This is a genomic window from Pseudovibrio axinellae (genome assembly GCF_900110875.1).
GTDB lineage: Bacteria > Pseudomonadota > Alphaproteobacteria > Rhizobiales > Stappiaceae > Pseudovibrio > Pseudovibrio axinellae.
Genome location: NZ_FOFM01000026.1, coordinates 1 through 13550, shown reverse-complemented (window position 1 = coordinate 13550; position 13550 = coordinate 1). Strand labels below are relative to the sequence as shown.

The 13550-nt window shown below is 49.3% G+C and carries 10 protein-coding genes and 2 pseudogenes; 7 read left to right on the top strand and 5 right to left on the bottom strand.

From position 1 onward, the window contains the following. Positions 1-724 precede the first annotated feature (724 nt). The 4 genes and pseudogenes from BMZ51_RS22335 to BMZ51_RS22320 all read right to left on the bottom strand — a co-directional run bounded on the left by BMZ51_RS22335 (position 725) and on the right by BMZ51_RS22320 (position 4519). Positions 725-1492 carry an alpha/beta hydrolase family protein gene (locus BMZ51_RS22335; RefSeq protein ID WP_208979630.1) on the bottom strand — a complete coding sequence of 256 codons (768 nt, stop codon included), beginning with the start codon at positions 1490-1492 and terminating at the stop codon, positions 725-727. Positions 1493-2108: 616 nt separating this feature from the next. Continuing rightward, positions 2109-2690, bottom strand: a pseudogene (locus BMZ51_RS22330) (IS6 family transposase). Between the two features lie 385 nt (positions 2691-3075). Further along, positions 3076-3396, bottom strand: a complete 321-nt coding sequence (locus tag BMZ51_RS22325) for a PTS fructose-like transporter subunit IIB (RefSeq protein WP_068008936.1) — start codon at positions 3394-3396, stop codon at positions 3076-3078. Between the two features lie 49 nt (positions 3397-3445). Next, positions 3446-4519 carry a PTS fructose transporter subunit EIIC gene (locus BMZ51_RS22320; protein ID WP_068008933.1) on the bottom strand — a complete coding sequence of 358 codons (1074 nt, stop codon included), beginning with the start codon at positions 4517-4519 and terminating at the stop codon, positions 3446-3448. 449 nt (positions 4520-4968) lie between these two features. Here BMZ51_RS22320 and ptsP point away from each other — a divergent pair, with 449 nt between their 5' ends. From ptsP to BMZ51_RS22290, 6 genes and pseudogenes are all read left to right on the top strand, one after another. Then, positions 4969-7476, top strand: a complete 2508-nt coding sequence (ptsP, locus tag BMZ51_RS22315) for a phosphoenolpyruvate--protein phosphotransferase (protein ID WP_068008931.1) — start codon at positions 4969-4971, stop codon at positions 7474-7476. 114 nt (positions 7477-7590) lie between these two features. Continuing rightward, entirely contained in the window at positions 7591-8634 is a 1044-nt protein-coding gene (locus BMZ51_RS22310; RefSeq protein ID WP_068008927.1) for an oxidoreductase, read from the top strand. After that, positions 8631-9116 carry a heme-degrading domain-containing protein gene (locus tag BMZ51_RS22305; RefSeq protein ID WP_068008922.1) on the top strand — a complete coding sequence of 162 codons (486 nt, stop codon included), beginning with the start codon at positions 8631-8633 and terminating at the stop codon, positions 9114-9116. Before BMZ51_RS22310 ends, BMZ51_RS22305 begins: the two co-directional genes overlap by 4 nt. A 404-nt stretch (positions 9117-9520) precedes the next feature. Next, the gene (locus tag BMZ51_RS22300) at positions 9521-10726 is read left to right on the top strand and encodes an AGE family epimerase/isomerase (RefSeq protein WP_203416208.1); all 1206 of its coding nucleotides are present in this window, start codon (positions 9521-9523) and stop codon (positions 10724-10726) included. 277 nt (positions 10727-11003) lie between these two features. Then, a pseudogene (locus BMZ51_RS22295) lies at positions 11004-11659 on the top strand (IS6 family transposase). A gap of 205 nt (positions 11660-11864) precedes the next feature. After that, entirely contained in the window at positions 11865-12200 is a 336-nt protein-coding gene (locus BMZ51_RS22290; protein ID WP_068008918.1) for a PTS fructose transporter subunit IIB, read from the top strand. Here BMZ51_RS22290 and BMZ51_RS22285 read toward each other — a convergent pair. Continuing rightward, on the bottom strand, positions 12190-13068 hold the full coding sequence (locus BMZ51_RS22285) for a helix-turn-helix transcriptional regulator (RefSeq protein ID WP_203416206.1): 879 nt from the start codon (positions 13066-13068) through the stop codon (positions 12190-12192). The two genes, BMZ51_RS22290 and BMZ51_RS22285, sit on opposite strands and share 11 nt — an antisense overlap. A 195-nt stretch (positions 13069-13263) precedes the next feature. Between BMZ51_RS22285 and BMZ51_RS22280 the strand changes: the two genes are divergently transcribed. Next, a partial coding sequence (locus tag BMZ51_RS22280; RefSeq protein ID WP_139201459.1) for a DDE-type integrase/transposase/recombinase occupies positions 13264-13550 on the top strand: 287 nt, incomplete at its 3' end.

The window sequence follows — 13550 nt, the reverse complement described above, 5'->3', positions numbered from 1 at the left end:
TCGGGTGGCATCTGGATGAAGTTGTGTTCACCATTCAGGGCAACTGCATCAACGCTTTCATCGAATGGAAACGCGTTATTTAAACTCCGGCCTGAGATATGTCTACCGCAGCCTTTTACGTTCATCATCAGGTGAAGGTGACAACACCCTCATACTTTATTGACGATGCCAATATTTGATTCCGTCATTAGGACGGAACATGGTTCTTGGAATACCATTTTGACTTAAAACACCAAAGGTGTTTGTACTAGGATCGTATAGGTGCGATCAACTTAACTTGAATTTTGCAGTAAGAGCTTTCGCCATGCGGATTTTAAGCGCGAAGCATAGCTGTGGCGACCTGCAATCATAATCACTTTGGCTTGCAATCATCACTATTTTGAGCCCGAATTAAATGATTTTATCTGGAAACTCAAACCCACATTATTTGCGAATGAACCCACATTGTTTGCACCCAGCCTGCAATTATAAGTCCGAACCCACATTAAATGCGAACGGCGGAGTGCGGGTATAAACCGGTCATTCGCTGCGGGGGCGAATAGCAGAGAACTAACTGAGCGTTTCAGTCGCTAGGGGCATGACTGGGCCTTAGACGATTTCAATTAGGGTTAGACCCATTACCTTCACGCTGACGGATTAAGTAAGAACTCTTTTGTCCGCCAGCAGGCTGTTCACATGATCAAACAGCAATCATACGGCCATATAAGTTAGGGGGGGCAACATACTAATGCATGACCCGCTCTAGAAACGTTTCAGCAAGCGGTCCCCAAGCCTCTGAGCCATCGTCTCTTTGGAAGAGATCGTGGCCGTCTTCACCACTAGGTGGAAGAATGATGAGTTCTTGATCTGCATCACTCTCTGCCGTGTATGCGTCAAAAAAGAACCGAGCGAGTTTCGGGCTATAATCTTGATCATTCTCTACATAAACCCAGAGAATTGGAAGTTTGTTGGCTGAACCAAGTTCTTTAAACCCATGCTCCACCAGATCTGCTCGTTTAAATTCATTACGATTGATATTCCATCCGCCTGGAGCAAACGTGAACACACCTTTTACCCCCTCTGGATTTTTACTTGCAGCTGCAAGAACAGCATTTCCACCAGCCGATATTCCAGTCAGAACGATGCGATCACCATCAACAAAAGACTGTCTCCGAAAATAATCCACTGTACTATTGATGTCGTTCGCCCGCTCATCAAGGGATTTTTTAGCGCTTGACCAGGTAGAGGTCTCTAACGGCGACCGTTTTCCCTCCGACCGTCCGTATCCTCTGCGGATAAGAACGACAACTCCATACCCCCTTGTGAGAAACCATCTTATTGCATCATCAGGGCGATAGTCCCATGGACCGTCACTCGGAGCATCCAGATTTGCTCCATGATTGATAATCACCAGCGGGAATGGACCTACGCCATCAGGAAGGTATGTGGTTGCTTCCAGAATGATCATTCCGCTGCTGTCTTCAAGCTTAACCGGAACCCGCCAGGTCTGCATATTCAATGTGCCAAGCGGCTCACTAATTGGCCCTATCTCTCGATTATCAGATTGCCCCAAAGATGGTTGTGTTAAAAACAAACATATCAAAACCGAGAAACTGGCAAATGTTCCCAGTAGCCACTTTCTTTTAAAAAACTCAGAACCCATCTTGCACTCCTATGAAATACATATGTGCTACAATATGATTGCAATTGAAACACAGTATTCTTACTTCCGCAAGTCGTGGAAAGCTGTTCGATTTGCAAAGAGAGGATAAAAAGTAATCTTGAACCGTACGGAATACGGTCGTTTCCAAGACGCTCTGTTCCCCGTTGAGGCCGGTCCCGTAGAAGCAGGATCTTCTTGTCTTGAAATTGCATCTGAAAATCTACGTTTAGGTCAATTCAAACACGATGAGTTTCGAGACACATCCAATGTATTGAAACTGCTTAATATTTATATTCGCACGTAAAGTGGGTTCGGCTCGATAAATGCAAGCTGGTTGCAAACAATCTGAGTTCATTCGCAAATAATGTGGGTTTGCCCCCTCGGATAGATGCAAATAATTCGAGCCGAAAATCGCGATGATTGCAAGCCGAGTCGATTATGATTGCAGGTCATAACACATAGCCGCCTATCTCCATTGTGAGAAAGCGTTGATGCGGTGGAGGTGAATGTCGATTGCAGAACGTTGGTGGCGAGGTGGAATGAAGAGATTACGCAGGCCTGAGAAGACTGCCAGAAATCTTTGAAGCTGGCCCGGCGACTTGAACTTTTGCATGGCTCGCTCGCGTTTTCGCAAGGGCAAATGCGAGTTCTCTGAGCGATTGTTGAGCCCCTTATGACTGAGGTGCTCGACAGTCGGCATCACCTTGCATTTTGCCGCTCCATAAGAGCCGAGTTTATCGGTAATCATCCTGATCAACGGCCCGCCACAAGTAATATCGCTGATCCTGGACTTTGACTACAACCTCATCCAGATACCAGACATCATCGTTGCTGGCCTTTTTCCGGCGCAACCGGCCAACATAAGCTGGGCCAAACTTAATACCCCAGCGCCGGATGGTTTCAATTGAGACCAAAATGCCCCGTTCCAGCAGCATTTCTTCCACCTCGCGCAGGCTGAGCGAAAAGCGGTGATAGAGCCAACAACGTGAGCTATGATCTCGGGTGGAAACGATGACGTTTGTAACTGATCGGAACTGAGGTCATACATCTCTGCTATCCTATCAATCTGGCCCGAAAGTTAACGTGACATCACCCGTTTAGGTAGATGGCATCTGCGCTCTGAACAGGTTTAACACCAACATCACGCTCCTGCACGACTCCACAGGCGACCTACTGAAAATTGTGCAGAAGACCGCATACAATCTAGCGAGGTGTTTTCAATCTTGGGAGTCGCACAAGACTGAGTTTCAGACAGTGCTGCGGTACATGATACGGGTTTTTGAGATTGATGTGGGCGCGTTGCGCGAGCTGGTTTTCTCTTTCCGTATAAAGGAGCACTCATTTATCGCTCCTAGATAACGCTGGACTTCAAAAACTGTGTGGTTGGAGGATTGAGACAGGGGGCGAAAGCCCCCTGTCGGCAAGCATGGGGATCAAGCAGTTTCTTGGAGATGGGTTTCGATCTTGTCCAGTACAGCAGCTGCACGCTTTACCGCGTCACTGACGCCGATACGAACGATCAGTTTGCCCTCAAAGCGTTCCTGACCCTGAACATCGATGTCCTTTGTCAGGATCACCACATCTGCTGCGGCAACATCATCTTTGATCAGTTCGTTTTCGATTCCGATGGAGCCCTGGGTTTCAACCTTGCAGGTCCACCCTTTTGCCTTCACGGCATGCTCTATTGCTTCTGCGGCCATGTATGTGTGAGCTACACCAGACGGACATGCTGTTACTGCAACTAAGTGTGTCATGATTTTTGCACTTCTACTTCGTCGTTATTAGATTTTTGACTTAAGCGACTTAACCGAACTGAATATCCAGATCACTGTCATCGACAGATTTGTCTTCTTTTGCCTTATCTTTGCGCATTGACTTGAGAGTGTTGACCAGCACAGCAGTGACAATAGAACCGACGGCCAGAGCGATGATGAAACCGAAGCGACCTTCAACAACCGGAAGTACAATAAGGCCACCCCAAGCAGCGAAACATTCAACACCCAACAGAGCCGCAGTTACTGTACCAGCTGCTGTACCAATCATTATGCTTGGCAGGACCCGAAGAGGATCTGCAGCAGCAAACGGAATTGCACCTTCAGTGATACCCATGGTGCCCATTAGGAAAGATGCGCGACCAGCCTCCCGCTCAGAAGGCTCATAGAGTTTTTTGTTCAGGACGGTCGCAAGACCCATGCCGACGGATGGCACTGCTACTCCAACTGCGCTGATAGCTGCCACGTTGTAGATACCTTCGCCAACGCATAGGATCACGAATGCATAGGCGACTTTGTTTACAGGCCCGCCCATATCAAAGGCAAGCATGAAGCCCATGACAATTGCGAGTAGCACAATGCTAGAGTCCTGCATGCCTTTCAGGAACTCAGTCAGAGAAGCTGTTGCAAGTCCGATTGGTTCACCGATGCCCCACACGATCGCACCAGCAGTGATGAACGTGCCGATGATAGGAATAACGAAGATTGGCATGATGGAGCGTGCAAAAGACGGCACCTTAATCTTTTTCAGATAGTGCACCACGATACCAGCCAGAAGGCCTGCAAAGATAGCACCGAAGAAGCCGGTGTTGTACATGTTAGCGCCGATGAAGGCACCAATGGCTGCCGGAGCAAGCGCGGAGCGGTCAGCTATCGAATAACCGATATAGGCCGCCAGAATTGGTACCATAAGCTGGAACCCGGTAACACCGATCATGAACAGATCATGTAACCAGGTGCCTTCGGTGGGAACAGCACCTTCACCGTAAATCATCACCGAAGCAGCCAGCAAAATACCACCTGCAACCACAAAAGGGATCATATAAGATACGCCCGTCATCAAGTGCTGACGCGTGTTCCTAAAGATCATAATTAGATCATTCATCTGACACTCCTCCCAAAGAGCTTAAAATTGAATAGCGATCTGGATTTCTTAAGGAGAGGGCCGAGAGGACCCTCAAGAGATCACAATCAGCATGTAATTTTTTTGTGCTATTCAAATAGAGGACAAAATCATTTTTAACTAGATATTTGTTAGTTTTACAGTGTTCCAAAAATAGGTATACCTACGATCAGGAATTTTCATTATCAGGGATACTTAGAGTTAACCTAATGAATTTACTCAGCTATTTATGATCTCTATTTTTTCAATATATTTTCAGTAAAATCTTGATACTGATATTCGCAGTATTTATGAGCGATATATGAGCGAATCAATTATCTAACATATATCCAGTATTTCGAGATTTTGTCTAATAGAGATCGCTCTGGTTCCTCGCTACATTTTGACCAACAGCTACCGCGAGATCCATTCTCGATTCTGGGGTAACAATAATGAAAACAGTCTCTTTTACTTGCGAGTTGCCAAATGGTGTACACGCCCGCCCAGCAAATCACGTAGAGGCAATCTGCAATAGATTCACATCCGAAATAAAGTGGACCAATAACCGCACGGGAATTACGGGAAACGCGAAGAGTATTCTATCTCTAATAGGCACAGATACACTTTTCAACGATAAGTGCTCCATCATTATTGAAGGCAACGATGAAGATGAAGCCTTTTCAAAACTTAAAAACTTCATCGATACAGAGTTTGAACACTGCGACGCACCATTGGAAAGTGTTACTGAAGATGAGGGAGAGTTTTCTCCTTTGCCACGCAACTTCGGCAATCTAAACGCAGAGTGTGTACGGGGTCGCGCGGTAAGCAGCGGCTTTGGCCAGGGCACATTGGTTCGCGTGGGCACTGTTAACTTCGATAGCCTCACAGACTTACCCGATGCGCTAGGCGCAAAAGCGGAAAAAAATCAACTAGTCAAAGGCTTAGATGCCCTTGCCCGTACATTTAGAGTGCAGCTGGCAAGCGCAAACGCGACGGAATCGGATGTTATCAAGGCTCACGAAGCCATTCTGCGTGATGTTGAGTTTAAAGCCACTTTGGAAGGCAATCTGACAAAGGGAAAAAGCTCTGCGGAAGCTGTGATTTCCACCGCGAAACACTACAGTGTTCAGCTCAAGAACTCTGCAAGCTCTTATATGCGCGAGCGTGAGTTAGACATTCGCGATGTCTGTTTCCAGTTGCTGCAAGCGATCTACTGCGAAGAGGAGTTCTCCAACCAACTCGTTTTGAACGGACCAACCGTTTGCGTTGCAAACGACCTCACCCCAAGCCAGTTCCTTGAGTTGGACAAGTCCCTGCTGAAAGGCTTGATCCTGACAAATGGCGGCAGCACCTCGCACACGGTCATTCTGGCACGTTCCTTCGCGATTCCAACTCTGGTTGGTCTTGATGAAACCAAACTGAGCGACAAACTGGATGCACAGGTGTTGGTGGATGGCAATCTGGGCCTCGTAGTAACCGATATCACCAAGCCTGTATCACGTTACTACGCTCAAGAACAGCATGTGAAAGACACAGTCGAAAGTCGTCAGGCAGAATACCGCGATCAGAAAGGTATGACCTCCGACGGCAAACCATTTGAGCTGGCCGCCAATATCGCACACTCGATTGAAGCAGGTCCTGCATTCAATAATGGCGCGGAAGCCATTGGTCTGTTCCGAACGGAAATGCTCTACATGGACTGCACCAGCGCGCCAGATGAAGATGAGCTTTACAACATCTTCTGCCAGGCTTTGGAAGCTGCGGAAGGCAAGTCTATCATTATCCGCACTATCGACATCGGTGGCGACAAACCGGTGGACTACCTGAAGATCCCTGCAGAAAACAACCCATTCCTCGGCTACCGCGCAGTTCGTATTTATGAAGAATTTATTGACCTATTCAAAGCTCAGCTACGCTCTATTTTGCGCTCTTCTGCGCACGGCTCCGTGAAAATCATGATCCCAATGGTCTCCTCTTTGGAAGAGATCCTCTGGGTGAAGGGTGTTCTGGCCGAGGTCCGTCAGGACCTGCGCAAGGAGCACATTCCGTTTGATGAAAAAATCCCTTTGGGCATCATGGTGGAAGTACCGTCTGTGGCCTTCATTATCGACCAATGCTGCGAAGAAGTCGATTTCTTCAGTATCGGTAGTAATGACCTGACACAGTACCTGATGGCTGTCGACCGCGACAATGAGAAGGTCATTAAACACTACAACAGCTTGAATCCTGCTTTCTTACGCACTCTGGACCATATCGTTAGTTCCGTCCATCACCATGGTAAGTGGGTTGGGCTGTGCGGTGAGCTAGGCGCGAAAGGCTCTATGCTTCCATTGCTGGTGGGCTTGGGTCTTGATGAAATCAGCATGAGTGCCCCAAGTATTTCAGCGACCAAAGAGCGTCTCTCCAGACTTGACAGCCGCGAATGCCGTATTCTGCTGAACAAGGCCATGGAATGCCGTACCTCACTAGAAGTTGAGCACCTTCTCGCACAGTTTCGCATGGAACAGTCTGATGCACCGCTTATCTCCCAGGATTGCATCACACTTGACGCTGATGTGCGTTCGAAGGAAGAGGTTATCAAAACCCTATCCGATAACCTCTTCCTAGCGGACCGCTGCCGCTATCGCGACAAGCTGGCAGATGACCTTTGGGCCCGCGAAGATGTCTTCTCAACCGGCATAGGATTTGGCTTTGCCATCCCACACACAAAGTCAGAACACATCGAACAGTCCGCGATCAGCGTTTCCCGCTTGGCTAATCCAATCGCGTGGGGTGATGAAGAGGTACAGTTCGTGATCATGTTGACCTTAAACAAGCATGCGGCAGGAGATCAACACATGAAGATCTTCTCTAAACTAGCGCGCCGCATCATGCAGGAAGAGTTCCGCAACAAGCTCATGAGCGCTGCATCTGTGGCAGAAATTGAGGCAACCCTCAAAGCAGAGTTGGAGCTCCAGTAGGTAGCCAGTTCCGTCCCTTGATGATCCGGTCACTACCACCGGGTCATCACCCAGCCTTAGCAGCCCCAACCAAGCGGACTGCTCCTCTTTGTTTCTCATGAAAGGCATGTGCTCATGTCCCCCATCAAAACCGCCATTGTAGGGTTTGGAATCTCTGGACAAAGCTTCCAGGCTCCCATTCTAGAAAGCGTTGAGGGCCTTTCGCTCACCAGTGTTGTCTCCAGCAAGCCAGACACTGTGAAAGCTCAGCTCCCACAAGCCACTGTCTTCAATTCTTTAGACGATCTTCTCAATACAGGCGAAGCAGACCTGATCATCATTGCCACGCCAAATAAGTTTCATGCGCCCTATGCTGAGCAGGCGCTACGGGCTGGCAAGCATGTTGTTATCGAGAAACCGTTTTGTATTGGGGCTGATGAAGGCGAACCTCTCCTTGCATTGGCTGAAAAAAAGCAAAAAAAACTGAGTGTCTACCAAAGCCGCCGGTTTGACGGTGATTTCCTCACCATTAAACAGCTGATAGAAGATGGTAAGCTGGGACAGGTGCATAGTTTCTTTTCCAGTTACAACCGCTACCGTCCTGCCGTTAAGGACCGCTGGCGAGAAAACGATCAACCCGGCGCTGGCATCCTCTATGATCTCGGCTCCCACTTGATTGATCAGGCCGTCGCGCTGTTTGGAGCTCCTCGCAGCGTCACTGCAAACTTGCGCAATCAGCGCCCCGGGGCTCAAGCCGTCGACCACTTCCACCTCTTGCTGTCCTATGCAGAAACAGATGTCATATTGCATGGCAACAATCTTAGCACAGCAGAAGGCCCACGCTTTCAGGTGTTTGGTAACGAGGGGGCTTTCATCAAGTTTGGCATGGATACACAGGAAGAGATGCTGCGCGAGTTAAAGGGGCCAACCTCACCTGGCTGGGGCGCCGATCCGGAAGCGCTATATGGCACCTTTACAGATTGCGAAGGCAAACAGCACACAATCCCGACAAAGCTTGGTGGCTATGAGTGCTTTTATCAGCAAATGGTGAGAGCGATCCGTGAGGGTGCGCCCGTGCCGGTCGCACCCGACGAAGCCCTCACCACTATCCGTGTGATTGAGGCTGCCTATCGCAGCAACACGGATAAGAAAACTGTTTTCTTTACAGGTGCCTCATGACAAATCTTTTGAATGTTCTCTTGGATCAGGAAAAAAGCCTGCAGTTCTCTGATTTTACACTGGACCGCGCATGGGAACTTGGCTGTGCGCTTAAAGCAAAAGCAGAAAGCATTGGTGCCGGTCTGGCGATTGATATCACCATCAATGACCTGAATGTCTTTCACGTCATCATGCCTGGAGCCCGTGGAGACAATGCAGAATGGGTGCGCCGCAAGCGTAACTCAGTCAAACGCTTTCATCACAGCACCTGGTACCTGCATAACTACTACAAAGCCAAGGGCAAGAGCATGTATGAAGACAGCGGTGTCTCAGAAAAAGACTACGCTTCTCATGGAGGTAGCTTCCCGCTCACTATCCGCAATGTAGGGGTGGTCGGCGCAATCACCGTCTCAGGCCTTCAGCAAGAAGACGACCATCAGCTTATCGTCGATATTCTCACGGACTTTCTTGATGACAGCGAAAAGCAATCCGCCGCGCATTGAAGTTTGCGCTGATCTTGGACCGTTCGATTAATAGAGTTGTGCAGTAAGCCGTATTTTGAAAGGCGCTGTTGCGCAATGAACCGCTTGCTCACTGCACGCCCTTACCCGGTAAATCCAGCTCGCATTGACACGCTCAAACGTCGGGCATTCGAGGGCGGTCATTGTGTTGAGGACGGCCTTTGCCTCCGTCTTCTGATCTTCAAGTCTACAAAGGTTTGAGTGATCAAATGGCGGCATACAGTCAATTTGAAAAATGTCCGCAAAATGGGACGTAGTTCATGACGATCTGCCGGCCATTGTGCGGTCATACATTTTCTCTGGTGACTATGAAGCGCCGTTCCCTAAGGAGGTGCATAGCGATGGCTTTGGGAAATAACAGTCAACAATAAGAAGGAGAGCGTCGTATGAACCGCACAATCTTAAAAATGGACGATGCCGATTTGATTTTGGACTTGAAGAAGGGGGCAGAGGCACTCCAACAGTGGCTCTTCGAGGATGTATTGCCGCTCTGGAGTACAGAAGGTCTAGACGACGTCAATGGTGGCTTTGCCGAAGCAATTAGCCTTGAGGCCAAAGACACGCTGGCACCGCGCCGGGGACGTTTGAACCCGCGCATGACTTATGTGTTCTGTGAAGCAGGCAAAATGGGCTGGAAAGGTCCGTGGCAGACTGCGGCCCGCCATGGGCTTGACCATATGACAGGCAACTACAAGACGGCGGACGGGCACTACGGGACACTGGCCAGCGTCAATGGTGCGCTCATCGATGACAGTTTCGATTTTTACAATCAAGCGTTTGCGCTGCTAGCTTTTGCCTCTGTGGCCGCAATTGGAGAAAAGGAGATGCAGGAGGTTTACCCGCAGGCTCTGGCCCTGCTCGATCTGCTGCAAACCCGCTACAAACATCCCGAGCATGGCTTTGAGGAAGCTGCCACGCCGGTCGAGCCACTGTGTTCCAATCCGCATATGCATATGTTTGAAGCCATGCTAGCGTGGGAGGAGGTAGATGCGAACGGGCCGTGGACTGCTGTAGCCGACGAGATCGCCGAGCTCGCCCTTACCCGATTTATCGACCCTATCTCTGGTCTTGGTGAGTTCTTTAATCGCAACTGGATGCCGATCGCTGGCGAGGCTGGTGAGCGGGTTGAACCCGGCCATCAGTTCGAATGGGCATGGCTGCTCGCCCGTTGGGCGGTGCTGCGCAAAAGCAAGCAAGCGCTAGAGGTTGCTGCCAACCTTCATGAAATTGGTGTGCAGCATGGCATTGATGCAGATCGTCAGGTTGCCATTATGGCCACCGATCGCAACTTTAAGCCCATTGATCAGACGGCACGGCTGTGGGGCCAGACGGAGTGGATGAAATCCAGCATCCTTCAAGCGCAGCTGAACGATGGTGAGGTGCGCCTGCAGCACATGCAATCTCTAAAAAAATCCGTTCAAGCCTTGAACAATTACGTTCTCACTACCCCTCGAGGCTTGTGGTTCGACAAGATGAGAAACGATGGCACGTTTGTCACTGAGCCAGCCCCTGCAAGCTCGCTCTACCACGTCATATGCGCTGTGCGTACATTTCAAGAATATATTGATGATTTGGAGTTGAATGAGCTTTGAAAGACTCGCCGTTGATTGCAGGAAAGGGCGTTATGGACAAAAGCGGAGCCAACCGTAGCGGGCTGACTAGTATCAACGTTTGCGAAGAATATCGTTGTCCGACTGATTGGCTACTTTTTGGCAGAATCTATATTAGCCCACCCGCTTAACACGGGCCGCGTCAGTCCACACCCGCAAGAGATGTTGTCACATTAACTTTGGCACCAGTCTGCGCGGTTACTTGTGTAGCATGACCTCAGCCCCGATCAGTTAGAAGCACCATCGATTTCCGCCGCAGATCATTGCTCATGTCGTTTGGCTCTACCATCGCTTCTTGCTGAGCCTGCGCGAAGTTGAAGAAATGCTGCTAGAGCGTGGCATTGTTGTCTCCTATGAAACCATGCGCCGGTGGGGGATCAAATATGGGCCAGCTTAGGTTCGCCAGCTGCCCCGCAAAACGCCTGACAATGACGATATCAGGCATTTGGACGAAGTCGTCGTCACCATTCAAGGAGAAAGATATTATCTTTGGCGGGCCGTTGATCGGATGGATGCATCCTCGATGAAATCCTTCAGAAACGGCGCAATACCAAAGCCACCAAGCGTTTGCTAACCTGCCTTTTGAGAAAGCAAGGTGGAGCCCCAAAGCGGATAGTCACCGATAAACTCGGATTTTACGGTGCCACGAAACGTAAAGTCATGCCCGATGTTGAACATTGGACCCACAAAGGTTTGAACAACCGCGCTGAAAACTCGCATTTGCCTCGGCGGAAACGAGAGCGAGCCATGCAAAGGTTCAAATCTCCGGGGCAATTGCAAAGATCTCTTGCAAGCTTTTAAGGCCTACGTAATCTCTTTGTGACACCCCACCATCAACGCTGTGCAAGCAACATCCGCGAGCAGCACCTTAACGCATTTGCACAATGGAAACAGGCTGCCATGATTAACGCCTGATTTGTGCCTGAACCCCGTTGTTGCAAGAAATTTCAAGTTAAGTTGATAACGTGATGTGCGGATCGTCTGGATAATATCTGTGCAGATGGCATAATGGTCGCTGCTGAGATTGAGCATCTTATTGATGTTTATCAGCTGAACGCCTATACACGAACGGAACCTAATATCGTATCGCATTAGGTTCCTTTAGTTTAAGGGCGTCTCTATGAAAATCGTGGGTGTTACAGCATGTATGAGTGGCGTCGCTCATACGTACATGGCTGCAGAGCTCCTTGAAAAGATGGCCAAAAAAGCTGGGCACTCTATTATGGTAGAAACGCAGGGAGCGTTTGGCTCTGACAATGTGCTAATGGATGCTGATATTGCTTCGGCAGATGCAGTGGTGATTGTTGCTGACATCAACATCGAAGGCAGCGAACGCTTTGAAAAAAGACGCGTTTTACGAACATACACCAGCACTTTCCTAAAGAACCCTGAAATCGTTTTATGCGCGCTCGACAAGGTTCGCGTTGCGCCTCCGGGAACCTCCATCACTCTGTAGCGGAGTACATTTTACAGCGATATTGCGCGCGGTACTCTGAGGGCGAGCGATCAGTCTGCGCTCGGAAAATGCGGCAAAAGTAGTTGCTGTCGGTAAACCCGCAGCGATGCGCTACCTCTTTGACTTTCATATCATATTCCTGGAGCAGACACTTCGCGCGTTCGAGCCGAGTGTGGTTGAGGTACTCGTTAAACTTAAACTTGCCCTCTTTGGTGAAGAGCTGAGATAGGTAATTAGGTGAGACGTAGAAGTGCTGAGCGACCGTCTCACGGGTCAACGCCTCATGGTAATGTTGCTCGACATAAGCGCGTACGGCTTCGAATAACGCCTTGCTTTTCGAAAGAATTTCCGGTGGGGAGTGGGTGATCTCGCTGATGTGGCTGAGCAGGGAAGCCACGACGAGACGAGCGGTTTGCTGGTCTTGGTTGTGCCATCGCAATTCTTCGAGCGCTTGTATGATAAAAGCGCCGGTGCGCGGGCCGCGACGGAGCACGTTGCGCTTGATCGCTTTGTCGAAATTTTCTCCATTCCATCGTAAAATACTGATTCCGAAGCTTTGTTTACCAAACAGTATGCTTAAGGTTTCGACCGGTTTTGTCAAAACCGGCTTATTCCAGCTTTCTGATGGAATATAGAGCACGCTGCCCTTATCCATAGCATGGCGTGTGTCTTCGCCAGTGTTGTTGCCAACCTCCATAACCAATTGACCGTCCAGCACCATTTCGATTCGAGGGAAATGAACCTGATAGGCAAGCGGTGGTGGTGCGGGTAGGTTTCCGGCAAAGTATACGTGGCCCAAAGTGTGCGGGGTTAGAGCAAACTCCTCGAAATGAGTGGTGACGTCTGTCTCTGAGGGCATCGTATCCATTTGCGCCTACTATCCTTGCTGATATGGGCGTTGTTGCAGAAATTACTGAAAATGTATAGGTTTTCAGCGATTTCGTTTCTCGAAGACCCACTTTATGCAGTTTAAATACAACCCCGACAAGCACCACAAGTTCGACGGCTTTGTTGCAAGTTTGAGGCCTTGCCTGCATGATCGCTACGTTGTGGGGGATTTGCAATGTCAGAATTCAAGTATCGTCAGTTCCAGGGAGAGATCATTCTTTGGGCGGTGAGATGGTATTGTATATATGGCATCAGCTACCGCGATCTTGAGGAAATGCTGAATGAGCGCGGCGTTGATGCTGACCACACCACCCTCTACAGATGGGTTCAGCACGACGCTCCGGAACTAGAAAAGCGTAGTTTGTGCTATCAAAATCGGCTGTCGTTCTCTTCGCGTGTCGACGAAACATATGTGAAGGTTAAGGGTCAATGGAAATATTTGTTTCGGGCCATCGATAAGCG

What these genes read in the sequence shown, in the direction of transcription:
- BMZ51_RS22335 (WP_208979630.1), bottom strand. Translation starts at nt 1,492, where the DNA reads ATGCAGACCTGGCGGGTTCCGGTTAAGCTTGAAGACAGCAGCGGAATG.
- BMZ51_RS22325 (WP_068008936.1), bottom strand. Translation starts at nt 3,396, where the DNA reads ATGACACACTTAGTTGCAGTAACAGCATGTCCGTCTGGTGTAGCTCAC.
- BMZ51_RS22320 (WP_068008933.1), bottom strand. Translation starts at nt 4,519, where the DNA reads ATGAATGATCTAATTATGATCTTTAGGAACACGCGTCAGCACTTGATG.
- ptsP (WP_068008931.1), top strand. Translation starts at nt 4,969, where the DNA reads ATGAAAACAGTCTCTTTTACTTGCGAGTTGCCAAATGGTGTACACGCC.
- BMZ51_RS22310 (WP_068008927.1), top strand. Translation starts at nt 7,591, where the DNA reads ATGTCCCCCATCAAAACCGCCATTGTAGGGTTTGGAATCTCTGGACAA.
- BMZ51_RS22305 (WP_068008922.1), top strand. Translation starts at nt 8,631, where the DNA reads ATGACAAATCTTTTGAATGTTCTCTTGGATCAGGAAAAAAGCCTGCAG.
- BMZ51_RS22300 (WP_203416208.1), top strand. Translation starts at nt 9,521, where the DNA reads ATGAACCGCACAATCTTAAAAATGGACGATGCCGATTTGATTTTGGAC.
- BMZ51_RS22290 (WP_068008918.1), top strand. Translation starts at nt 11,865, where the DNA reads ATGAAAATCGTGGGTGTTACAGCATGTATGAGTGGCGTCGCTCATACG.
- BMZ51_RS22285 (WP_203416206.1), bottom strand. Translation starts at nt 13,068, where the DNA reads ATGGATACGATGCCCTCAGAGACAGACGTCACCACTCATTTCGAGGAG.